The sequence below is a fragment of the Acidimicrobiia bacterium genome (assembly GCA_040880805.1).
Taxonomy (GTDB): Bacteria; Actinomycetota; Acidimicrobiia; order IMCC26256; family DASPTH01; genus DASPTH01.
On sequence record JBBDHW010000022.1, the window covers coordinates 31,717 to 54,179 of the forward strand.

Consider the following 22,463-nt stretch of genomic DNA (forward strand, 5'->3'; position numbering starts at 1 on the left):
CCCTGTAGGGTCAGTCCCGTGGCGCTCTATGCGCTCGGCGACGTCGAGCCCCGCATCCATCCCGCCGCCTACGTGCACCCCGATGCCACCGTCATCGGCAACGTCGCGATCGGAGCGGAGTCGACCATCTGGCCCCAAGCCGTCCTCCGGGGCGACTACGGCTACATCACGATCGGGGCCCGCACCTCGATCCAGGACGGCACGGTGGTCCACTGCACCGCCGAGTACCCCACGATCATCGGCGACGACTGCGTTGTCGGACACCTCGCGCACCTCGAGTGCTGCATCATCCACGACCGCGCGCTTGTCGGCACCGGGTCGATCGTGCTGCACCGCGCAGTGGTCGAGTCGGGTGCGCTCGTGGGTGCGGGCGCGGTCGTGCCGAACGACATGATCGTGCCGGCGGGAGCGATGGCGCTTGGTGTGCCGGCGAAGCTGCGCCCCGACTCGGCCGACACCCAGGAGATCGAACGCATCGCGGGCCTCTACGTCGCGAACGCGGTGCGGTACCGCAAGGAACTGCGCCGGCTCGATTGACCCTTCACGGCCTACCCCTTCACGTAGGCGAACTTCTCGGCGACCTTCCCGTCGCGCACCCGGATCACGTCGACGCCGCGTACGGCGCTCTCGGTGCCGTCGTCGTTCTTCCACGTGAACCGCCACTGCACCACGCAGCGGTCGGCGGTCGCGATCACGTCCTCCGCGTCGAAGTGCGCGGTGGGGGTGGAACCGAAGAAGTCCTCCCATGCCGCGCGCACCGCCGACTGTCCAACGCGGCGCTCGCCCATCGGTGGCGACGTGCTCTCGAACACGCAGTCGTCCGTCATCGCCGCCATTACCGCGTCGACGTCGTGACGGTTGAAGGCCTCGTTGAACGTTTCGACGGCCGCGACTGTCGCGGTGGTGTCGTGAGCCATCAGGCCTCCTGTGTCGTCTTCTGGGTTTCGGTAGATGTCGGGTTCGACGAAGATGAGCTTGGCGACGGGCACCGAGGCTCTCACGCGCGCTTCGACCGTGTCGATCGCGCGCGCGAGCCCCCGTATTGTGTCGCACGCGAGCTCGAGTTTGGCGGCGACGAGCACGTCGTCAGGACCGAGGTGCATCGTGCGCAGATGGATGATGCGAGTGACCTCCGGTCCGTCGGAGATCGCAGCCCGAATTTGCTCGTCGTACTCCGGTGTGACCGCCTCGCCGATGAGCAGGCTCTTCATCTCGATCGCGAGCACCACCGCGATGACGCCCAGCAACGCGCCTATGCCGAGGCTTCCCGCCGCGTCCCACCGCGGATCGTCGGTGACCTCCGAGATCGTGATGCCGACCAGTGCGATGGCGAGGCCGACCAGCGCGCCGGTGTCCTCGAGGAGGACCACGGGGATCTCCGCGTTCTTGGTGTTGCGGATGAAGCTCCACCACGACCGGCCCTCGCGCATCGGCAGGGCCTCGCGCCGAGCCGTCCGGAGCGACAGTGCTTCGAGCACGATCGCGACTCCGAGCACCGCGTAGGCCACCAGCGGCGAATCGAGATGCTCGGGGTTGCGCAACTTGTCGACACCCTCGGCGAGCGCGAAGAGCGAACCGAGCGAGAAGAGCACCAACGCGACCACGAACGCCCAGAAGTAGCGCTCCGGTCCGAAGCCGAACGGGTGCACTTTGGTGGGCGCGCGCCGGCTGCGTCGACCACCGAGGAACAGCAGTCCTTGGTTGCCGGTGTCGGCCACCGAGTGGACCGCCTCCGCGAGCATCGAAGCCGATCCGGTGACGGCGAACGCGAGGAACTTCGCCGCTGCGATGCCGAGGTTGGCGAGGAACGCGGCGACGATTGCCCGCCGAGTCCCGTCATGCATCGGCGACGTCCCACACCGAGGCGGTCGCGACCCGTGTGACGGTACCGTCGGGCGCCGACATGCGCACGATCGACGAACCGCGCTCGTAGCCCTCGAGCCGTCCGGTGACCGACTGCGGCGCCCCATCCGGTGTGGTGCACGCGATACAAAGCGTGCGCCCGCGTCCGAGTCGGATCCGCTCGTCCCAGCCGTACCGGAGGCGCCCATCGGGTCCGACGCGCGCGGCGCGGCCGACATGCACGCCATGCTCGCGGTACGAGTCGGCGAGCGCGGTCGCTCGATCGGGTCCGCAGAACTCGTCGGTGGCGTCGAGGAGCACGCGCGCGAACGTCCGGCCATGGTGCGGCAGACCGGAGTCGAGTCCGAGCGCGAAGTGCACGAGCTCGTGCAGCACCACGCCCTTCGTTCGGTAGCGGCGGGGGAGCGTGATCGTCGGGCCCGCTTCCTCTTCACGGTAGAAAGCCTGGCGAGCGCCGTTGCCCGGGCGCAGGCGCGGCACCGTCGAGAGGTTCCGGTCGGGAAAGCGCAGGTGCCACCACATCGAGCCGACCACGCGGTCGACGAAGCGCGCGCAGGCTTCGAGTCCCGGAAGCGGGCTCGACGGCAGCGGAGTCTCGGCGAGGTACAGGCGCGTCCGCTGCGCATCGCGAGGACGGCGCGGCCCCCTGAGATCATCCTGAGACGTTGCGGAACCGTCCATCGACCGTCACGGTAGGCTCCGCGCGTGCCGCCCCCGCGTACCAGCAGCCTGTCGCGCCGCGTGCGCCGATGAGCGGGCCGATCATCGAGGTGCGCGGCCTCTCGAAGCGCTTCGGCGCGGGTGTCCTCGCGGTCGACGATCTGAGCTTCCAGGTGGACCAGGGTCAGATCTGCGGGTTGCTCGGCCCGAACGGCGCGGGAAAGACCACAGCCCTCCGCGTGCTGCTCGGCTTGATCTACCCCACCGCCGGTGAGGCGTGCCTCTTCGGCCGGCGCGTTCGCCCAGGTACCCCGTTGCTCGGCAGGGTCGGCGCACTCATCGAGACCGCGGCGTTCGTCCCGCACCTCTCGGGGATGACGAACCTCGAGCTCTGGTGGGAGGCGGGCGGCGCCCGTCTTGCCGACGCTGATCTCGACAGCGCGCTGGCGATCGCCGGGCTCGGAGACGCGATCAACCGCAAGGTGAAGACCTACTCCCAGGGCATGCGCCAACGGCTCGGCCTTGCGCGTGTGCTGCTCGGCCGGCCCGAGGTGCTCGTGCTCGACGAGCCGACGAACGGTCTCGATCCCGGCGAGATGCGCGAGGTGCGCCAGCTCGTGCACCGCGTAGCCGACGCCGGCGCCACCGTGCTCTTCTCGAGCCACGTCCTCGCCGAGGTCGAACAGATCTGCACCCATGCCGTGGTGATGGACAAGGGTCGCCTGGTCGCGTCCGGCTCGGTGACCGAGCTCATCGGGGTCTCGGGTTCCATCTACTTCGAGGTCGACGACGTCGCCGCCGCGCAGCGGGTGTTGCAAGAGGTCCGAACCGTGACGCGGGTCGACGCCGAACCGCCCGGGCTCACGGTTGGCATCAACAGCGGTTCACGCTCGGAGCTCGTTGCCGCGCTCGTGCGCGCGGGTGTCGGTGTGGAGACGGTGATGTCGCGCCGCCGCCTCGAGGATGCGTTCCTCGGGCTGGTGGAGGGCGAGAACTGATGGGGCTCGTCCGCACCGAAACGGTGAAGGCCACACGCCGCCTGCGCACCTACATCGCGTTCGCGGTGGTGGTGGTGATCCCGATCATCATGACGGTCGCGCTCAAGGCCAACCCGCCCGATCCGGGGGAGGAGCATGGCGGTGGCGGCGGTCTGTTCTTCCTCGCCGCGCGCTTCTCGGGGCTCGTCATGCCGGCGGCGGCCCTCGCACTGATGAGCACGTTCATGCTCATCATCATCGTGGCCATCTTCGGCGGCGACGCGATGGCGAGCGACGCTTCGTGGGGGAACCTGCGGTTCATCCTGATGCGGCCGGTCGGGAGGGTCAAGCTGCTCGCGGCCAAGCTTCTGGTTGCGGCGCTCGTGTCGTGGGCCGCGGTACTCACCGTCACGTTGGTCGGGCTCGCAGCCGGAGCCATCGCGTTTGGCTGGCAGCCACTGACGCTTCTGAACCAAACAACCGGCGATCAACTCGTGAACCTCGGGATCGCGACCGCCTACATCGCGTGGATGCTCACAGGTCTCGTCGCGTTCACGTTCCTGCTCTCGTGCATGACCGACTCGCCGGCCGCCGCCACCGTCACCGGCGTCGGTCTCTACATCGCGTCGCAGATTCTCGACGCGATCGAGCCGCTCGGATCGTTGCGGTACGTGTTACCCACGCACTACCTGGACGCGTGGCGCGCCCTCATCTTCCAGGGTCACGCTACGTCCGATATGGCGCGCGGCGCGCTGTTGATGTTCGGCTACGTGCTCCTCTTCACCGGGATCGCGGTGTGGTGGTTCCGCCGCAAAGACATCCTCAGCTGACTCGCACGTCAGTTCACGGCGGAATCAGCTGAGTTCGGGCAACTCCTGGTCCTGGGCGAGGCTGGGGGCGTAGAGGTCGTTGTGCTCGGTGACGCGAGCGAGGACCGTGGCGGGATCGAACTGCAGCGCGTCGCCGTCGCCGCTCTCGGCGGCAGTCCCGACCTCGTCCCACGTGACCGGCGTCGACACGCTCGGCTCCGGTGTCGCGCGCAACGAGTACGCGCACACGGTTGTCTTGTGCCGGTCGTTCTGGCTCCAGTCGACGAACACCTTTCCGTTCCGCTGATCGCGCGCCATGGTCACCGTGACGTGCTTCTTGTCGCGTGACTCGAGGATCCGCCCGACCGCGAGCGCGAACGCCTTCGTGGCTTCGGCGTCTACAGACGGCCGGAGCCCGACCGAGAGATGGATCCCCTTCGAGCCCGACGTCTTCGCGACCACGTGCAGACCCAGTTGGTCGAGCAGCTCGCGCACGTCGAGCGCAACACGCGCGCAATCGACGATGTCAGCCGGCGCGCCCGGGTCGAGGTCGAACACCATCGCGGTGGGGTGCCACGGGTCGCTCGCACGTGCCTGGGGGGTGTGGAGCTCCAGCGCGGCGAGGTTTGCCGTCCACACGAGCCCCGGAACGTCCTGGATCGAGCACGCCTGGATGTCGGAGCCCGCGTCGAGCGGCACCGTCTCGACCCACGGCGGACGGTGGCCGGGGCAGCGCTTCTCGAAGAAGCGCTCGCCTTCTACGCCGTCGGGGAGCCGCACCATCGTGAGCGGGCGGTCCCCGAGGTGGGGGAGCAGCGCCGAGGCGACCCGGGTGTAGTAATCGACGACCTGGCCTTTGGTGAAGCCGGTCGCGGGGTACAACACCTTGTCGAGGTTGGTCAGCCGGAGTTGGCGACCGCCGACCTCGACGAGCGTTTCCGCCCCTGCGCGTCCCGTACCCTTGGACCGAGTGGCCACGACCTGCGAAGGTAGTAGCCCCTGAAGCGGGCTGACTCGACCTCCGATTCGACCCAGGAGAAACCCCGTGCCCAGCGCAATTTGGCGCGGCTCGATCAGCTTTGGGCTGGTCACCGTGCCGATCAAGATGATCTCCGCGACGCGGTCCCTCGACGTCCGGTTCCACCAACTCGAGGAAGGCACCGGCTCCCGCATCCGCTACCGCCGCGTGGCCGAGCAGTCCGGCGAAGAGGTCCCGAACGAAAAGATCGTGAAGGGATACGAATTCGAGCCCGGCCGCTACGTGGTGGTGGAGGCCGACGAGATCGCAGGCCTCAAGCCGAAGGCGAGCCGCCAGATCGAGATCGAAGACTTCGTCGACCTCGCCGACATCGATCCCGTCTACTTCGAGCAGCCGTACTACCTCATCCCCGACAAAGACAACGCCAAGGCGTACCGCCTGCTCGCCGACGTGATGCAGGAGCTTTACAAGGTCGCGATCGGACGCTTCGTGCTCCGTTCGAAGGAGGCACTCGTCGCGATCCGTCCGGTCGACGGCGTGCTGGTGCTCGAGACGATGCGTTTCGCCGACGAGGTGCTCGCGCCCGACCGTGAGCAGCCGCTGGCCGAGCCGGCCAGCGAGCCCACCGAGCGCGAGATGGTGATGGCGCGTCAACTCGTGGGCTCGCTCACCGCGAAGTTCGATCCCGAGAAGTACCACGACGAATACCGCGAGGAGTTGCTCGCACTCATCGACAAGAAAGCTGCCGGCGAGGAGATCGTCGCTGCCCCCACCGCGCAAGAGCCGGCCAAGGTGCTCGACCTGATGGCCGCGCTCGAAGCGAGCCTCGCTCGCGCGGGCGCGAAACAGGCGAGTAGCGGACGCGGTTCCGCCAAGAAGACGGCTGCGTCACGCTCCGCCAAGTCGTCGAAGCGCGGGGTACCCGCGAAGAAGGCAGCCGCGAAGAAGGCTTCGGCGAAGAAGATCACCGCCAAGCGCACGCGAAGATCGGCCTGAGCTGGTTACTTCGCCTTGCTGATCTCGGAGCCGACGGTGAGCCCGAACATTGCCACCGTCGACGCCGCGAGCAGCTTGTCGGCGGCGATCCGCGCGCCCATGACGACGATGACCGCGAACACATAGGCCTCGGTGGCCGCGCGCATGAACGACGTGGCGCCGGCCCAGATGAAGTGGTTGGGCAACATGGCGACCACCACCGCGAACACGAACGCCGCCTTCTCGTAGGGCCGCGCGTGGGAACGCGCGAGCGAGACAGCCGCAACCGTGATCGCGAGCACGAGAAAAGCGAGAGACGCGTCACGGAAGAGCCCGGCACCGCTCGAGGGTGAGAACTTGTCGCGCGCGTCGATGAGCCCGGAGAGTGGGACCACGATGTTCGTGTTGCCGGAGTCGCCGATCGGGAAACTTCCCCACTGCAACCGGAGTGCGATCTGCCAGACCGCAGCGACCGCGAGAGGGATGACACCGACGATCAGCTGCGCCCGCTGCTCGCCCGCGCCGATGCGACGGCGTGCGAACTCCCAGACCCACATCACCACGAGCGCAATCGGCAGCACTGCGGCCGTCTCGCGCGTCAACACCGCGTACGTCGCCAACAGCACCGCGACCACGGTGTGCTGACGGCGCAGCGCCAGCACGGCTCCCGCGAGCGAAGCCGCGGCGACGATCTCGGTGAGATCGAACCCGAGTGAGTAGACGAAGCCCGGATAGAGCGGCAGGAGCAGCCCCCATACCGCGGGTCTGCCGCTGTCCACGGCGAGCGCGCCTCCGAACCATCCGAGGGCGAACATCGCGAGCACGTTGACCGCGATCAGCGCGAGCGGCACCAGGTCGGGGTCGCCCAAGCTCCCGAGGTACCCGAGCAGCGGATACCCGATCCGCGCGCTGCGCAGCGCCGGCGTGTCGAAGATGACGCCCTCGACGCGCTCGGCGGTGGAGAACGGCCTGACGGCCATGCGGTAATAGAACTGCCCGTCGAACGTGCTGCCGCGCGGGAGCACCTCGAGCGAGCTCGGAGCGGCCGCGGGATCGGTCCACGGGGGCGCCGCGTGCACAAAACCGGAGACGCCGTGTTCCGACGCGAGCGCGATCCCGGCGACGACGAGCAGCGCGATGACTCCGCTCGCACACGCCACGCCGATGGGCCGGCCCCAGAAGCGGCGCAACCCGGTGATCATCCGATTGCACGCTGCTCGGCCATGACCCGGCGGAACGCTACCAGTGCGTGACACGGAGCCATGGGCTCTCGACGCTGCTCAGCCGGCGTACATTGTTCGTTCCGCCGACACTGAGCGAGTGTTGATGCCTACCCCCATCGACGAACGGTTGAGCCTCGTCGTTCCGATCTGGAACGAGGAGGAGGCCATTCAGGTCATGGTCGACGTCGCGCGCGCGGCCCTTGATGCTCTCGTCGCCGATGCCGAGCTCGGGGGCTATGAGATGGTCCTCGTCGACGACGCGTCGACCGATGGCACCGGCAAGTTGCTCGACGAGCTCGCGGCGTCCGACTCACGCATTCACGTCGTCCGTCACGAGCGCAATCGTGGCTTGGGCGGCGCGGTCCGCTCGGGGCTCGCTGCGTCTACCGGCGACCTCGTGCTCTACACCGACGCCGATCTCCCGTTCGACCTGCGCGAGATCGGGCGGCTCATGCGGATCGTGCGCACGTACCAGGCCGACGTGCTCAGTGGCTACCGGCTCGATCGTCGGAGCGAGGGCTTCCGCCGCACGCTCTACTCGGGTGTGTACAACGGCCTCATCCGGCTCTCACTCGGTCTTCGGGTGCGCGACGTGAACTTCGCGTGCAAGCTCCTGCGCCGACGGGTGCTCGACGCGGTGCAGCTCGAGAGCGAGGGCTCGTTCATCGACGCCGAGCTCATGGCCCGCGCCGACCGGATGGGCTTCAGCATCGTGCAGGTCGGTCTCGACTACTTCGCGCGTTCGCGTGGCGTCTCCACGCTGTCGTCGTGGGGGACGATTTCGGGCATCCTCAGCGAATGGCGCGCGCTCGCCCCGGAGATCCGCCGCTTGGGGCCGCCCGGCATCGGCAACTCACGCTGAAACGAGCGGGGCTGGTCTAGTTTCGGCCCCGCCATGACGGGGCCGCTGCTCATCGTGAACGCCGACGACTTTGGTCTGACCGCGAACCTCTGTCGCGCCGTCCTGCGCGGGGGTGAGCGCGGGATCGTCACCAGCACGTCGGCCCTCGCCAACGGCGCCGCGCTCCCGGGTTCCGCAGCGGCGCTGCGCGACTCCGGCCTCGGCGTGGGCGCCCACCTCGCGGTCGTCGGCCACCAAGCCCCGGTGCTCGAAGCCCGCGAGGTGCCGACGCTCGTCGACCGGTACGGCCACCTGGCGCCGGGCTGGCGGCCCTTCCTCACGCGCTGCGCGCTCAGGCGGATCGATCCCGAAGATGTGCGCCGCGAGTTCACCGCGCAGGTCGAGGTGCTCCGCGCCTGCGGTCTGACGCTCACGCACCTCGACACGCACCAGAACCTCCACCTGTGGCCGAGCATCGCGCGCGTCACCGTCGAGCTCGCGTCGACGAGCGGCATTTCGGCGATTCGCGTGACGCGAACAGCTGGGTGGTCACCGATCGCGCTCGGCGTACGACACCTCTCGACGCGACTCGAGGCGCGCGCCCAGAAGGCCAACGTGCTGTTCCCCGACGCCACCGCCGGGTTCGACGAAGCGGGGCGGCTCGATCTCGAGCGGCTCCGCGGCTCGCTCCAGCGGTTGGCCAAGCTCGGCGTGTCGAGCGCAGAGCTCGTCTGCCATCCCAGCGAGGATGCCGACACCGAGCTCGCCGCGCTCGGATGGAACTACCGCGGCCAAGACGAGCTCGACGCGCTCGTGTCGAAGGAGGCACGCGCCGCCGTGGAACGCGCCGGCTTCCGGCTCGGTACGTTCGCCGATCTCGGCATGCCGCGGCAGGCCAACCGAGAGACGCGCCGGTAGGCTGCGGTTCGTGCTCACCGAGCCGGCGCACGGAGCTGCGCTTGTTGCGGAGGGCACCGACCGGTCAGGCGCCACATGGCTCGTCCGCCGAGCCGCGCTCGCCTACGTCGCGATCGCGATCGCGCTCACGGCTGTCGGCGCGCTCGCCACGAGCCTTCCCGATACGAAGGGCACGCTCGAGTTCGGCGGTTCCGACGTACTCGCCGGGTGGTGTCACTACGACTGCGGCTGGTACGTCGACATCGCCGACCGCGGGTACTTCTACATTCCCGGTACTCAGTCGTCGGTTGCCTTCTTCCCGGGCTATCCGCTGGTCGCGCGTCCGCTCGCGCGGCTGATCGACAACACACCGCTCGCGCTGATCATGGTCACGTGGGTCGCGGGCCTTGCGACCGTGATGCTGTTCGCGTTCTGGTGCGCGACGAGGCTCGAGCGACGCACCGCGTTGACCACTGTTGCCTGCTTCGCTCTCTACCCGTACGGGTGGTTCCTCTACGGCGCCGGGTATGCGGATGCGCTGTTCCTCGCGCTCGCCATCGGCGCGTTCGTGCTCCTCGAACGCGATCACGCGTTGCTCGCCGGGCTCGCCGGGGCGGCCGCGGGCGCCACCCGACCGGTCGGCGTCGCGGTGGCCGTCGGCCTGCTCCTGCGCGCCATCGAGCGGAGAGGTGGGCTTCCCGCGCGCACCGACAGCACGCGACTCGGGGCGTTCGGCATCCCGGCACGACTCGACCTCCGCGCGCTGCAACGCCGAGACCTGTGGGTGCTCCTCGCACCCGCGGGCCTGGTCGCGTGGTCCGTGTGGCTCTGGGCCCGGTTCGACGACCCCTTCGCGTACTCCACCGTGCAGAAGGCGTGGCAACAGGCAGAGGGACCACACACCTGGTTCAAGCTCACCTTCGGCTATCAGGTGCTCCACGATTCCGACTTCGGCTACCGCGCCGGGCTCGTCGTGCAGGCGCTGCTCACGCTCGTGGTGCTGGTCGCAGTTCCGCTCGTCGCCCGTCGCTTTGGTGCGTCGTACGGTGCGTACACGCTCGCCGCGGTCGCGCTCCCCGCGGTCGCGACCAGCAACTTCCAGGGAATGGGCCGGTACCTGCTCGGGGCATTCCCGGTGTTCGCGCTCGCGGGCACGCTGCTCGCCGAACGACCGCGGGTGCGTACGCCGGTGCTGGTCGGAGCGGGCACGCTCCTCGTGATCGGCGCGTTCGGATTCGCGCGCCACTGGTATCTCACGTGATCGACGCCGCGGCGGCGACTGCCCGCCGCGCGTACGCATCCGAGTCGATCGGCACGCGCGTGCACACCGCCCTCCGGTGGCGCACCTGCCCGTTCCGTGACGTCGCCGCCGTGGTGCCGTGCCACGGTGAAATCCTCGACGCCGGCTGCGGCCACGGCCTCCTCAGCCTCTATCTGGCGGCGCAGGCACCCGAGCGCCGCATCACCGGCGTCGACATCGACGACGAGAAGCTCGTGGTGGCGCGTCGAGCCATGGCCGCGGCGCACGTCGAGAAGCGCGTGACGTTCGAACGAGTCGATCCCGACTGGCGTCCGGACCCGCAGTGGGACGCGATCGTGGAGGTCGACATGCTCTACCTCCTCGGTTGCACGCGCTCAGCCGAGTGGCTGCGCATCGCAGCAGCGGCGCTCGCGCCCGGCGGTCGCCTCGTGGTGAAGGAGCTCGACGTGACGCCGGCGTGGAAGGCGCGGTGGAGCCGGTTCCAGGAGCTGCTCGCGACGCGCGTCATGCGCATCACGGAAGGCGAGGAGCTCGAACTGATCCCGCGCGCCGAAGTGGTCGCGACGATGACGGCGGCCGGGCTCACCGTTGACGCGCGTCGGCTCGACCGCGGGCGGCTACACCCTCACTACATCGCGGTGGGAACGCGAGCGGACTCCTGACCATGGCCATGCCCGCGCGATTCCCGATCCGATTCACCTGGGCGAACCGCGCCATGGTGCTGCTCGGGATCGTGCCCGACCACTGCCGAGTGGAAGTTGACGAGGGGGAGCTCCGTGTGCGCATGGCGTGGGCGTTCCGGCTCGACGTACCGCGCGCGAACGTTCGCGCCGCGGCGCACGACGACCGCCGCGTGTGGGCCTGGGGTGTGCACGGCTGGCGAGGAACATGGCTGGTGAACGGCTCGTCGTCGGGGCTCGTGCGCATCGAGCTGGATCCCGCAGGGCATGGCCGGGTGACGGGCTTCCCTGTTCGGGTCCGCGTGCTCCTGGTGTCGGTGGAAGACCCCGACGCGCTCGTCGACGTGTTGACGATGCCTACGCGGTGACGACGCGCACGGAGAGCCCGGCCGCGGTGACGAGGTGCCCGACATCGTCCGGATCGCTCGTGATGATCTCGTCGCCATCGCGGGCGACGAGGACGACCGCTGCGTCGATGGCGCCGCCAGTACCGGCGACACTCAGCAGTACTCCGCAGGCACGGCCCAACTGATCGTCGATGGGCACCACGTCGACGGCCTTCAACAACCAGCCAACGTTGGCCTGGCGCCCGCTCGCGTCGCGCCAAACCTGCGCGACGACGAGCGGATGGGTGCGCAGCTCGAGACCGTGTATCTGTGCGACTCTGAGTCGACGCGTGATGGCGCGGTCGCCACGGTCAACCGCGACGAGCGCGCCGGCGTCGAGAACGAGCGCGCTCACGCGTGAGGGCCGGCCCGCAGACCAAGTTCGGCTTCTGCCGCCGCAAGCTCCTCGGGCGCACCGGAGTAGGAACGACTACGAGGCTTTGCGCTCCGGAGCGATGACCTCGGAGCGGCGGTGGCGGCGCCTCACCCGGACGGCGGCCAGCTCGCCGTGGTCCTCTTCCAGCCAGCCACAGGCACAGATCAGGAGATCGTCGGCCGACGGGTGGAACTGCGCGCAGGCTTCGAACCGCAGTGCCCCGGCCTCGATCGTGTTCTCGATCACGCTCTCCATGAAGTGCCTCCCGGTGCTGTGGATGCTCACTCCGCGAGCATCGCGCCGGGGTAAGACACTCATTCCTCGATCGAGGACGTTCATTCCTTCATCGGGGGCTCGTCGAGGCCGCTCGGCGGCTCCGGGACCGGTTCGGGGACCGTTTCGGATGCGCCGATGGCAACGGTGCCGGGAGCCGCCGGCGTGTCGCTGCCACCGCCGCTGCTCCCGCTTCCTCCGCCGCCGCCACCACTACCACCATTGGAGAAGAAGCGCATGAGCGTCGCCGCGAGCCCGTCGATCGGGCCCCCACCCCCGCCACCGCCGGTGACGAGCACCTCGGGCACCACCGTGATGTGGCCCTCGGCCACCGCGTTCGCGACCGCGACAACCGCCGTGGCGCCGCCTCCGAGCGCCTTGGTCTGGGCTTCGAACCCGATCGCGCGCGCGAGGCCGAGGGCCTCGGTGGCCTTCGCCTCGGCGAGCCCGATCGCCTGGACCTTCGTCGCCTCGGCACGACCGGTGAGCTCGACGTACGCGGCCTCGCCTTTGCCTTCGTTCTCTCGTGCCTCGGCTTCGTTGGCCTTGATCTGCACGCCCACTTGCGCGCCCGCGAGTTGAGCCTGCATGTCGGCGGTGCCCTTCGCCTTCTCCATCTCGATGCGCGAGGTCTGCGCGCGTTGTTGCTCCTCGAAGGTCGCCTTTTCCTGATTCGCGATCTCGCGCTGGGTGAGCACGAGCACGAGCTCGGGTGGGAACACGACGTCCTGGATGTACACACCCCGCGTCTCCACCTCGTATTGGACGAGATAGCGCGTGATCGCCTCCAGTGCCGCGGCCTGCACTTCGCGCCGCGTCTCGATGAACTTCACCGCTTCGAGCGCCTGGAGCGTGTTGCGGAAGTGGTTGCCCACCGCCGACTGGAGCACCTCGCTCACCAGGTTCCGCATCGTGCCGACCATCGAGATCACCTTGGGCGCGCGCGTGTCGGGCACGTGGATCTGCACTTGCAGGTCGATCTGGAACACGAATCCTTCACGGCTCTTGCCGACGATCGACGACAGCTGCGCGTCGAGGTCGTGTGCTTCGGAAGTCGCGTCGGCCCAGTTCAACGTGAGGATGAACGTGGGAACGATCTCGGCCGCGTAGACGCGCGGGTTGATGGGGTACTTGCCGGTGCGCAACGGCTCCTGCCAGATGCCGCGGTGGCCCGGTCGCACGATCGACCCGAACTTGAACTCCGCTCCCGACGTGTCGAGCGTGGGAAGACCGACGAAGCCCTTGATCACCGCGACCTCACCCTGGTTCACGACGAGCATCGGCACGAGATCGACGCGCACCAGGAACGGGTTCAGCAGGTACGCGCCGTAGAGCAGCGGGTCGTGCTGCAGCCCGATCTTTCCGCCGGCGTCGAGGAAGGCCTGGTAGTCCTGGTAGTTGTTGTGCACCTCGTTCTTGCTGCCGAGCAGCACTTCGATGAGGTCGGCGTCTTGCACGCCTCCCTCACGGGTTTCCATCTCGGCGATGTCGTCGAACCCGCCCAGCCGGCTCGCGATGTCGCCCGACGGCAGCGGTGGTCCCTCGAGCGTGGTCACCACGCCGATCAGGTCGATCGCGCCGTCGGGCGCGATGATGACCACGCGGAGTTGATCGGGCGACAGACCGAACGACTGCGGTGAGAGCATCCCGCCTTTCGATTGCGAGACGAGCTCCGGCGACACCGGCAACCCGTACACGCCTTGGGTGGTGACCACGAGGAACGCGACGGGGTGGATGGGCACGAGGGTGCCCGGTGGGAGGACCGGCCGTTGTACGCCCTTCTGCCCGCCGCCCTCGACGAAACCCTGGAGTGCGGAGAAGTTGCCGAACTCGGTCTTGTACTCGGCGCTCTTCGCGCCGATCGGCAGCGGCGCTCCCACTTGCGCGATCACCACGCCGATCTCACCTGCGGGCACCTGCACCCACGGGAACTTCTTCACCCCGAACATCGGCCACAGCTTGAGACGCAACCCCGGCATGAGCAGCGTGGCCTGGTAACCCGCCTCGCCGCGGAACCCGATCGGGTTGTCTTCGGAGAGCTTGCGGAACGCGAACCGCTTCGAGACCAGTCCCACCTCGGCCGGGCCGATCGAATGGAACGACTTGAGAACGATCGCGATGATCAACACGACCACCACGATGATCGCGATCAGACCACCCATGACGCCACCTCTCCTTCTTCTGCCTTCTCATGGTTCACAGCGAGCGCGTGTAGTCGACGACCTGCTGGATCTCGTTGGCCGACAGCTGGCCGCCGAACGCGGGCATGCCGCTCGCGCCGCGCGTGACGAACTTCACCTCGTCGGCGACGTTCGGGAAGCGCTTCGCGACCGCCCCGTCGGAGAGCTGTGGACCAAGGCCACCACCGCCGTCGCTGCCATGACACCGAGCGCAGTTGGCGGCGAACAACGCGGCGCCCGGTGACGCGTTCGCACCGCTGCTGCCACCCGACTCCGATGGCTCGTTCGTGAACAGCAGCAGGAAGAACACCGCGGCTGCAACCAGCGCCAGTACCTCCACCACGTTCACGATGCGCTTGAACATCAGAAGAGGGGGATGGCCGGCGGCCGCGACGTGAAGAACCAGACGCTGCTCGTGAGCCAGATCCCCACGAGCGCGGCGAACACGAGGCCGCCGACGATCGGCAGCGCTCGGCCGGGAAGGCCGTGCATTCGTACGGCCAGCACCTTCACCGTGAACGCGCCGTAGAACACGCAGCCGAGAATCGAGTGGACCAGCACCCGGGAGTCGGTGGACTGGAAGCCGATGCCCCAGAGGCACTGGTACGCGACCGGCAGGCTGAGCGCGAACGCGGCGGTGCCCACGAGCCGGTGGGCGTCACCGAGCCATGGTGGCACAGTGCGTGGCACGTTCAGCTTGCCGTAGATGCGCATCGCGAGCAGTAGCTGCGCGACCGCGAGCACCACGACCGCGGTGGCGAACCACACCTTGAGCTCGATCGTCCCCGTGAAGAACAGCGTGTACGGCTTCTCGCCGGTGGGGTCGTGCACGTGGCTGTACACGCCGAGAGCCACCGAGACCGCGCCGCCCGCGAGCAGAGGGATCAGCAGCTTGACCGTGGGATCACTGCGTGTGACCGGCGCCGTCGTCATCATGGCTCCGTCGTCATGGCGGCCCCTTCCCGCGCGCATCGTACGCTGCCGGAGTTACGCTCGGGCGTGCCGTCGTTGCCCGACCGCCTCCGCGTGCTCGCGGGCGACGCCGTCCATTACGCGTGGGAGGGGTTCGCCCGCGCCGCAACCATCAAACCCGGGAGCGCGCGGGCCCGACGATTCCGCCGATTCGGTGAGCGGTCCGCGATCTGTTTTCCCGTCGCCGCGCTCTTCGGTGAGGAGTACATGGAGATCGGCGAGGGTTCCATCGTCGGTCCGCACTGCACGATGTCGGCCGGGATCATGCCCGGCCACACGCTGGGGAACGTCCCCCGGCTCCGCATCGGCGACCGGTGCCTCCTGGGCAAGGGCAGCGGCATCGTCACGCACGACTCGATCGAGATCGGCGACGACGTCTTCACCGGCCACTACGTCTACATCACCGACGCCAGCCACGGCTACGAGGACGTCACGCTCCCGATCGGCCGGCAATTCGGCGAGGCCAAGCCGGTGCGCGTCGGTGACGGGTCCTGGCTCGGGCACGGCGTCGTGGTCCTGCCGGGCGCCGACATCGGCCGCCACGTGGCCGTGGGCGCCGGCTCGGTGGTCACCGGCCCGTTGCCCGACTTCAGCGTCGCCGTCGGCAGCCCCGCGCGCGTGATCCGCCGCTACGTCGACGGCGAGGGTTGGGTGCGGGTGCCTGAGGAGCGAACGGCTGCGAGCCGGGTACCCCGGCGCGCAGTGAGCGACCCATGATCTAGGTTGGCGACGGGTAGGCAGGCAGGGCGTCCTCGGGCGGGAGCTTCGTGAGCACGGTCACCGACGTCGCGTCGTCGTACAGGCCGACCGGCTTCGCGGGCCAGTTGCCGGGCAGGTACCGCTTCCCCCCGTCGGCGTAGCGGTACAGACCCGAGCCGGCGCGCCCGACCTCGTCCGGACCGCTTGCGTCGGGATCCCACCACACCACGGTCGCGTCGTCGCTGCCGGTGAGGTCGATCCCCTTCCAGGTCCGGTGCCTGCCCCACGAGAGATGCAGGCGCGTGGGCGTGGTCGTGGTCGCGGACGGGAAGCGGAACAGTCCCGCCCGAAACGTCTTCGCGGTGAGGCGTGGCCCCGCGAGGTGCACGCCGGTGAAGAACACCAACGGTGCCTGCACCAGCTCGCGGAATGTCTTCGCGGAGGGCGGTTGGCCCGTCTGCCACGTGATGAGATTGGCGAGCTCGTCGACGTCGTCGGCTGTGCGCGCCGGCAGCAACGACACGCCGAACGCGTGCGACCACTGCTTCGGGTCGTACTGGCGGCCGAACACCGCGGTGTCGGTGAACGCGTAGCCGAGCACCACCCACTCGGGGAAGAAGCCCTGGGTCGTGGCTTCCTTCGTGAGGAACGTGGGGAAGAGGGGATCGCCGGCGAGGATCACGCTCGTGACGCGCGCCGTCTGCAATTTGGTGATGACGAGCCGTGCGTCTTCTTGTGCCGTCCCGATGTCGAGTGTGTACGGGACCGTCACCGCCGGCTTCACCCCGTACCTGCCGAGTAGATCCTTGAAATGCGCGACGCTGCGCCGGAACGTGCCCGCGTCGTCGTCGTAGTGGACGACACCGAACACGCGCTTCTTCGCCGCAAGCTCGCGCGAGCCCGCGTGGACGGCCTTGCCGCGCGCCAGCTGCTTACCGACGAATGCCGCCCAGTGCTCGCTCGCCTGTTCCGGGGACGCGAGGGTGGGCCAGAGGTACGGCGAGTGCTCTTCGAGGAAGCGCTGCGGTTGCGCGATGAGACAGTCGCCGACACACAGCACGCCGCGCGCCGCGAGCTCCTCGGCGTACGCGCTCGTCTCGCCCGGACCACCGAACGACGCGAGAGCCTTCACTTCCGTCGCCACCTTGATCGCGTCGGCCTTGGCCGCAACGTCGTCGTCGGGCGCACCACTCGCCTTCACCGTGACGAGCTCGATCTTGCGGCCGTAGAGCTCGTAGTGCGCGGAGAAGTAGTCGATGTACTCCTGCGTGGTGTCGCGCTCCTTGGCGAGGCTCTCGTCGCTGCCGGTGTTCGCGAAGAACGTCTGCTGGAGCAGATCGGGTTGCGCCTGGTAGAGCGCGACGGTGATCGTGTCCTTGGTGACGCCCCGCGCCGTCGCGCCGCCGTTGTCGCCCCCCTTCCACGGCTCCACGCACGGAGGCGCGTAGCCGCTCGGCACCGCGAGGCGGCCCGTGCTCGTGTCGCAGTTCGGCCCCCAGTCGACGTTCTTGCCCTGGGCCTTCGCCTGGTCGAACGTGAGCGGCGCGCTCGGATCCCTGTTTTGGCGTCCGTCAGTGGTGCCGGAGGCCCCGTCAACGACGCCGGAACCGAGGGTGGCGAGGATCACGGTCAGGACCGCGACCCAACGTTGCCCCTGACGCATGGGGAGATCGTCGCGCGGCCGACGCCTCGCGCAGGGTCAGGGCGCGCGGGGGCCGAGGAACGTCCGCGCCACGGACGGGTTCCGGAGCACCGTGTCGGGATCGCCGACTGCCACCACCCGGCCGAGGTCGAGGGCGACGAGCCGCTCCGACACCGCGCGGAGCATTGGCACGTCGTGCTCGATCACGAGCAGGCTCGTGCCGAGCGTGTCGCGCACTCGCACGAGCAGGGGTGCCAGCGCCTCCGCCTCTCGCTGCGCGATGCCGCTCGACGGCTCGTCGAGGAGGAGCACCGACGGCTCGTGTGCGAGGGCACACGCGAGATCGACGATTCGACGAGTTCCGGTGGAGAGCTCGTGCACGAACGCATCGTCGTATGCACCGAGCCCGAGGAGCGCGACCAGCTCCTCGACACGGCGCGTGACCGCAGCTTCGGATCGCGACACCGCGGGCAGATGCAGCGCCGCGGCGACCGGATTGCGCACCCGCACGGCGTGCTCGAGGGCTACTGCGATGGTCTCGGCGACCGTGAGCGCGGGGAAGAGGCGACCGTCCTGGAACGATCGTCCGAGTCCGAGCCGGGCCCGTGCGTACGTCGGGAGATGCGCGAGGTCGACGACCGCGCCGGTGTCCGAGTAGAGCGTGATGGCGCCGTCGTCGGCGCGCGTGAAGCCCGAGAGCACGTCGAAGAGCGTGGTCTTGCCCGCGCCGTTCGCACCGACGAAGCCGACGATCTCGGCGCTTCCCACGGTGAATGACACGTCGTCGAGTGCAACCACACCGCCGAAACGCTTCCGCAGCCCGTTCACTGCCAGCCGCGTCACGCGCTCGAGAGTGTCGGTTCCGGTGTCGGGTCGGGGTTCCGGCGCACCGTGCGCCTGCCCGATGAACACGGCGCGTACGAGGTCATGTCGCTCGAGGAGGTCGGCCGGCGCTCCCGCGAAGCGGACCTCGCCGTGTTCGAGGAAGTACACGCGGTCGGCGATGCGGAGTGCGAGGTCGAGCGACTGCTCGACGACCACGATGGTCGTGCCCGACGCGCGCAGCTGCTGGAGCAGCGCGACCACCTGTTCGGCAGCGGCCGGCGCGAGCCCGTGGGTGAGCTCGTCGACGAGCAGCAGATGTGGGCGGGCAACCAGTGCCATCGCGAGCGTGAGGAGGTGTTGCTCACCGCCCGAGAGATTGCCGGCCGGCTCGCCGATTCGCGCCGCGAGCGCAGGGAACCGCTCGAGCGCGTCGCGGACGTCGGCGGCGGCGGCGCGTCGGTCGCGCACGAGCCAGCGTGCGAGCCGCAGATGCTCGGCGACCGTGAGCGATGGGAAGACGCCCTCGCCGCCCGGCGCGTGGGCAACGCCCATGGCCGCAATCCGCTCCGGCGACACGTGCGTCGTGCTTCGCCGGTCGATCGTGACGGTGCCGTGCCGGGGACGGACCAGGCCGGACACCGCGCGCAGGAGTGTCGACTTCCCGGAGCCGTTCGTGCCGAGCACGGTGACGATCTCGCCCGCCTGCACGTCGAGGTCCGCGCCGAACAGCACCTGCACGCCGTCGTACTCCACGTCGAGCCCACGTACGACGAGCACACCTGTGGGCTCGGCGGCCGGTACCGGTCGGAAAGGCGGGGTGATCGCCGGCGTACCCGGAATCGCCGCGAGCTCGGCAAGACCGCGCCGCCGCGCGACCCATCGGAGCAGGAGGTCGCGCAGGTCGGCGAACGCGGCGCCGAGCCCGCCGGGGAACAGGAGCAGCACGACCAGCAGCCCCGCACCGGTGGCAAAGATCTGCCAATCGAGCGGGAGCGCCCACGTGACGCCACGCACGTAGAGCGCGCCGAGCAGGGCACCGGGGATCGAGCCGAGGCCGCCGATCACCACCATCGCGAACACCACGAGGCTCTCCGACGCCGAGTAGGTGTCGAGCTGGAGGCCGTTCTGATGGTGCACGAACAGCGCGCCCGCGAACGCGGCGAGAAAGCCCGAGATCGCGAACGCGAGGAGCGTGGTGCGGCGCGTGTTCACGCCGTACGCGCTCGTGGCCGGTTCGTTCTCGCGGATCGCGACGAACACGCGCCCGGTGCGCGACCGGCGGATCCCGCGCGCCGCGACGATCGCCAGCCCGAGTGCCACGAGGCAGAGGAAGTAGTAGCGCGTCTCGGAGCCGACGTCGACGAAACCGAACAGATCGCTGCGCTCGACGCGCGCGGGCGGCAGCCAGTCGAAGCGCGCACCCTCGCCGAAGAACCGCGGGTTCAAGAGCCATGCGGTCGTCATGAGCGAGAACGACAGCGTGACCACCGCGATGGTGAGGCCGCGCCGTCGCAGTACCGGTAGGCCGATCAGCGTCGCCACCGCCGCGCCGACCAGAGCCGCGCCGAGCAACCCGAAACCGAGGTCCCATCTCCAGCGCGCGGTGATCGAGCCGCCGACTGCCGCGCCGATCGCGACGAACGCCATCTGCCCGAGGCTGATCTCGCCCGCCCACCCGGTCAGCACCACCAACGAGAGCGCGATCACCGCGTAGATCACCGCGACTGCGGCGAGGTTGATGCGGCTCTCGCTCAGGAATGCGGGGAGGGTGACGAGCGCGAGCGCGACCAACAGCACGAGCCCGATGCCCGTCGCGCGCACCTCCGGCAGACGTGCGAGCTCGCGCGGTACCGGCCGCGGCTCCCGCGCCGCTCGCCACGTCGACGGCTCGATGCGGCCGCGCAGGCCGCGGCCCGCAGGGGTGACCACGAGTGCGACGAGCACGATCACGAACACCACAGGCTCGATGTACTGCCGTTGCCCCCAACCCCACACCACCGACTGTTCGACGATGCCGAGCCCGACCGCAGCGATCACGATCGTCGGGAGACGCTCCATCCCGCCGATCACCGCGGCCGCCAGCGCCCGCAACAGGATCGCGGGACCGAGCACGGTGCCGATCGGGAGTCCGACGATCCCCGCGCGCAGGAACACCGATAGAAAGGCGAGGACTGCGGCGATGACCCAGACGACCGTCTCGAGCCGGCGGACCGGGATGCCGAGCAGCGCGGCGCGATCGGCGTTCTCGGCGGTACCGCGCACCGCGACGCCCACGCGCGTGCGCAGAAAGAGCGCGAGGAGCGCGCACACCAGCGGCACCGCGATCGCGGCGATCAGCTCGTTACCGCCGAAACGGACCAAACCCACCTTGAACGACGCGTCGATCGGCGAGGGGAAGCTCTGCGGCGGCGTGCTCACGTCGAACCAGCGGGGCAGCAGGAGCCCGATGCCCGCGAGCACCTGCGCGAGTCCGATCGTGGCGACGCTCAAGATGAGGCGCGGCGCGCGGAAGAACCGCCGGATCACGAGGAGCTCGACGGCCGCACCGAGCAGCACTGCGGCGGCGATGCCGGTGACGAACGCGACGAGCCAGCTCGCGCCGCTGCTCACCACGAGCAGTACCGCGAGCGAAGCGGGTGCCGCGCCGAGATCGCCCTGCGCGAAGTTGAGGATCCGGTTGGCGCGGTACACGAGCGCGATCCCGAGCGAGATGAGCGCGGTGAGCCCGCCGAGCAGCGCGCCCTGCACGACGATCCCCGCGGGAGGTCCCCAGAGGATCTGGACCAGAAGCAGGAACAGCGTGCCGCCGACGATGACGGTGACCGCGCGGAGCAGGCCCGTCGTCGCCATTCGAGCGAACGTTACGGCATCCAGACCCAGCCTTCGCGGCGAGTTGCGCGCTCGGCGGGCCACGCGAGCTCGGTGAACCCGTCGGCGTGCGCGGCCATCACCAGCGCGGTGACGGCAGCGTCGAACGCGTCGTCGCTCGCGACCGCGAAGTCGCGTAGCCCACGATCGAGGCTGGGGAACTGCTGGTCGAGCAGCGCGGCGCGCTGCCGGGCGTCGGTCTTCACGACTGCGCCGGTGCACGCGCGCGGGTAGACCTCTACGGCGAGCGGCACGCGCGCGTGATCGAACGGCCAGATCGCGAAGCCTTCCCGCCGCAGCCGAGCCAACACCGGCCAGCCGCGGATCGAGCCCGTACCCACGCTGCCGTTGCCGCCCACCTGGAACGTCGACTTCGGGCGTACGCCGCCGGACGACGCGATCGCAGCCTCGGTCACCCGGAGGTGCGACGGCAGATCGGGGCGTGGCCGGCCGGGTCGACCCCAGAACGGCGGGTCGCAGTCGGAGAGCCATCGTTCGCCATCGCGCGCGGCCGCGCCCCACAGCTCGTCGACGGTCGTGAAGCCGCGTTCCTCGAAGAACCACGCGGGCAGCGAGAACGAGAAGTCGAAGCCCACCACGAGCTCGGGATCGGCGGCGGCGAGCGCGAGGACGTGATCTGCCACCTGGTCTCGACTACGGCCGTCCTCGAGCCGGACGAGCTCACCGTCGCGGGCTTCCGCCAACCAGATCGCGCGTCGTTCGCTCTTCGCGCGTCCGGACCAGTCGACCGCGACGACGCGCACGCGGCTATGCCGTGACCCAGACCAGCACCTCGGCTCCCGCGGTTCCCGCGACGAGCGTGTGCGGGCCTTCATCGGTGAGCCGTGCCGCGTCACCAGTGCCGAGCCTGCCGGCGCCGTCGAGCTCGGCCGACCCCACCGCGACGAACACGTGCACGTGGGGCGCGGCCGGCACCGCTACCTCGATGCCGGGCGAGAGGCGTCCCGCGAGCAGCTCGGCGTCGCGCTGGTGGATCGTGACTCCTCCACCACCACTATTGGCACCACTATTGGCACCACTATTGGCACCACTATTGGCACCACTATTGGCACCACT

23 protein-coding genes and 1 pseudogene are annotated in these 22,463 nt (G+C 69.3%); 10 read left to right on the forward strand and 14 right to left on the reverse strand.

All coding sequences use genetic code 11. The features are described 5' to 3' along the window. The first annotated feature begins 18 nt into the window (after positions 1-18). Complete coding sequence (locus WD271_04645; GenBank protein MEX1007115.1) at positions 19-537, forward strand: gamma carbonic anhydrase family protein; 519 nt, start codon at positions 19-21, stop codon at positions 535-537. 11 nt (positions 538-548) lie between these two features. Here the strand turns inward: WD271_04645 and WD271_04650 are convergent, their stop codons facing one another. From WD271_04650 to WD271_04660, 3 genes and pseudogenes are all read right to left on the reverse strand, one after another. After that, on the reverse strand, positions 549-917 hold the full coding sequence (locus tag WD271_04650) for a nuclear transport factor 2 family protein (protein MEX1007116.1): 369 nt from the start codon (positions 915-917) through the stop codon (positions 549-551). Between the two features lie 24 nt (positions 918-941). Next, positions 942-1,844 (reverse strand): annotated as a pseudogene (locus WD271_04655) (cation diffusion facilitator family transporter). Further along, entirely contained in the window at positions 1,837-2,544 is a 708-nt protein-coding gene (locus WD271_04660; GenBank protein MEX1007117.1) for a hypothetical protein, read from the reverse strand. Before WD271_04660 ends, WD271_04655 begins: the two are co-directional and overlap by 8 nt. A 68-nt stretch (positions 2,545-2,612) precedes the next feature. Between WD271_04660 and WD271_04665 the strand changes: the two genes are divergently transcribed. After that, positions 2,613-3,521: an ABC transporter ATP-binding protein gene (locus WD271_04665; GenBank protein MEX1007118.1), complete on the forward strand. Its 909-nt coding sequence runs from the start codon at positions 2,613-2,615 to the stop codon at positions 3,519-3,521. Continuing rightward, entirely contained in the window at positions 3,521-4,330 is an 810-nt protein-coding gene (locus tag WD271_04670) for an ABC transporter permease subunit (GenBank protein ID MEX1007119.1), read from the forward strand. Before WD271_04665 ends, WD271_04670 begins: the two co-directional genes overlap by 1 nt. Positions 4,331-4,354: 24 nt before the next feature. Here WD271_04670 and ligD read toward each other — a convergent pair whose 3' ends face one another. After that, the gene (gene ligD / locus WD271_04675) at positions 4,355-5,287 is read right to left on the reverse strand and encodes a non-homologous end-joining DNA ligase (protein MEX1007120.1); all 933 of its coding nucleotides are present in this window, start codon (positions 5,285-5,287) and stop codon (positions 4,355-4,357) included. Positions 5,288-5,354: 67 nt separating this feature from the next. Here ligD and WD271_04680 point away from each other — a divergent pair, with 67 nt between their 5' ends. After that, positions 5,355-6,284, forward strand: coding sequence for a Ku protein (locus WD271_04680; GenBank protein ID MEX1007121.1), 930 nt, complete (start codon positions 5,355-5,357; stop codon positions 6,282-6,284). Between the two features lie 5 nt (positions 6,285-6,289). On the opposite strand, the gene WD271_04685 is transcribed toward WD271_04680, so the two are convergent. Further along, the gene (locus WD271_04685; protein ID MEX1007122.1) at positions 6,290-7,465 is read right to left on the reverse strand and encodes a hypothetical protein; all 1,176 of its coding nucleotides are present in this window, start codon (positions 7,463-7,465) and stop codon (positions 6,290-6,292) included. A gap of 124 nt (positions 7,466-7,589) precedes the next feature. On the opposite strand from WD271_04685, the gene WD271_04690 reads away from it, so the two are divergent. From WD271_04690 to WD271_04710, 5 genes are read left to right on the forward strand one after another with little or no spacing between them, the layout of a single operon-like run. Further along, positions 7,590-8,348 (forward strand): glycosyltransferase family 2 protein, encoded by a 759-nt coding sequence (locus WD271_04690; protein ID MEX1007123.1) that lies wholly within the window; start codon positions 7,590-7,592, stop codon positions 8,346-8,348. A gap of 33 nt (positions 8,349-8,381) precedes the next feature. Continuing rightward, positions 8,382-9,245: a ChbG/HpnK family deacetylase gene (locus tag WD271_04695; protein ID MEX1007124.1), complete on the forward strand. Its 864-nt coding sequence runs from the start codon at positions 8,382-8,384 to the stop codon at positions 9,243-9,245. A 10-nt stretch (positions 9,246-9,255) separates the two neighbouring features. After that, positions 9,256-10,485: a hypothetical protein gene (locus tag WD271_04700; GenBank protein ID MEX1007125.1), complete on the forward strand. Its 1,230-nt coding sequence runs from the start codon at positions 9,256-9,258 to the stop codon at positions 10,483-10,485. Next, the gene (locus tag WD271_04705) at positions 10,482-11,147 is read left to right on the forward strand and encodes a class I SAM-dependent methyltransferase (GenBank protein ID MEX1007126.1); all 666 of its coding nucleotides are present in this window, start codon (positions 10,482-10,484) and stop codon (positions 11,145-11,147) included. Before WD271_04700 ends, WD271_04705 begins: the two co-directional genes overlap by 4 nt. 2 nt (positions 11,148-11,149) lie before the next feature. Beyond that, positions 11,150-11,533 (forward strand): hypothetical protein, encoded by a 384-nt coding sequence (locus WD271_04710; GenBank protein ID MEX1007127.1) that lies wholly within the window; start codon positions 11,150-11,152, stop codon positions 11,531-11,533. Here WD271_04710 and WD271_04715 read toward each other — a convergent pair. From WD271_04715 to WD271_04735, 5 genes are all read right to left on the reverse strand, one after another. Continuing rightward, a complete protein-coding gene (locus tag WD271_04715; GenBank protein MEX1007128.1) occupies positions 11,523-11,906 on the reverse strand; it encodes a hypothetical protein in 384 nt (127 codons plus the stop codon). The two genes, WD271_04710 and WD271_04715, sit on opposite strands and share 11 nt — an antisense overlap. Positions 11,907-11,981: 75 nt before the next feature. After that, on the reverse strand, positions 11,982-12,182 hold the full coding sequence (locus WD271_04720; GenBank protein ID MEX1007129.1) for a hypothetical protein: 201 nt from the start codon (positions 12,180-12,182) through the stop codon (positions 11,982-11,984). A gap of 80 nt (positions 12,183-12,262) precedes the next feature. Then, positions 12,263-14,362 carry an SPFH domain-containing protein gene (locus WD271_04725; protein ID MEX1007130.1) on the reverse strand — a complete coding sequence of 700 codons (2,100 nt, stop codon included), beginning with the start codon at positions 14,360-14,362 and terminating at the stop codon, positions 12,263-12,265. Positions 14,363-14,396: 34 nt separating this feature from the next. Beyond that, positions 14,397-14,744, reverse strand: a complete 348-nt coding sequence (locus WD271_04730; protein MEX1007131.1) for a cytochrome c — start codon at positions 14,742-14,744, stop codon at positions 14,397-14,399. After that, positions 14,744-15,313, reverse strand: a complete 570-nt coding sequence (locus WD271_04735) for a DUF6529 family protein (protein ID MEX1007132.1) — start codon at positions 15,311-15,313, stop codon at positions 14,744-14,746. The genes WD271_04730 and WD271_04735 overlap by 1 nt, the downstream gene beginning before the upstream one ends. Positions 15,314-15,379: 66 nt before the next feature. Here WD271_04735 and WD271_04740 point away from each other — a divergent pair, with 66 nt between their 5' ends. Continuing rightward, complete coding sequence (locus WD271_04740) at positions 15,380-16,069, forward strand: acyltransferase (GenBank protein ID MEX1007133.1); 690 nt, start codon at positions 15,380-15,382, stop codon at positions 16,067-16,069. Position 16,070: 1 nt separating this feature from the next. On the opposite strand, the gene WD271_04745 is transcribed toward WD271_04740, so the two are convergent. The 4 genes from WD271_04745 to WD271_04760 form a co-directional block, all read right to left on the reverse strand. After that, complete coding sequence (locus WD271_04745) at positions 16,071-17,714, reverse strand: ABC transporter substrate-binding protein (GenBank protein ID MEX1007134.1); 1,644 nt, start codon at positions 17,712-17,714, stop codon at positions 16,071-16,073. A gap of 36 nt (positions 17,715-17,750) precedes the next feature. Beyond that, positions 17,751-21,368 (reverse strand): ATP-binding cassette domain-containing protein, encoded by a 3,618-nt coding sequence (locus tag WD271_04750; protein ID MEX1007135.1) that lies wholly within the window; start codon positions 21,366-21,368, stop codon positions 17,751-17,753. An 11-nt stretch (positions 21,369-21,379) separates the two neighbouring features. Continuing rightward, positions 21,380-22,150 carry a DUF429 domain-containing protein gene (locus WD271_04755; GenBank protein ID MEX1007136.1) on the reverse strand — a complete coding sequence of 257 codons (771 nt, stop codon included), beginning with the start codon at positions 22,148-22,150 and terminating at the stop codon, positions 21,380-21,382. Between the two features lie 4 nt (positions 22,151-22,154). Next, positions 22,155-22,463, reverse strand: a 309-nt coding sequence (locus tag WD271_04760; GenBank protein MEX1007137.1) for a hypothetical protein, incomplete at its 5' end; no start/stop codon positions are given.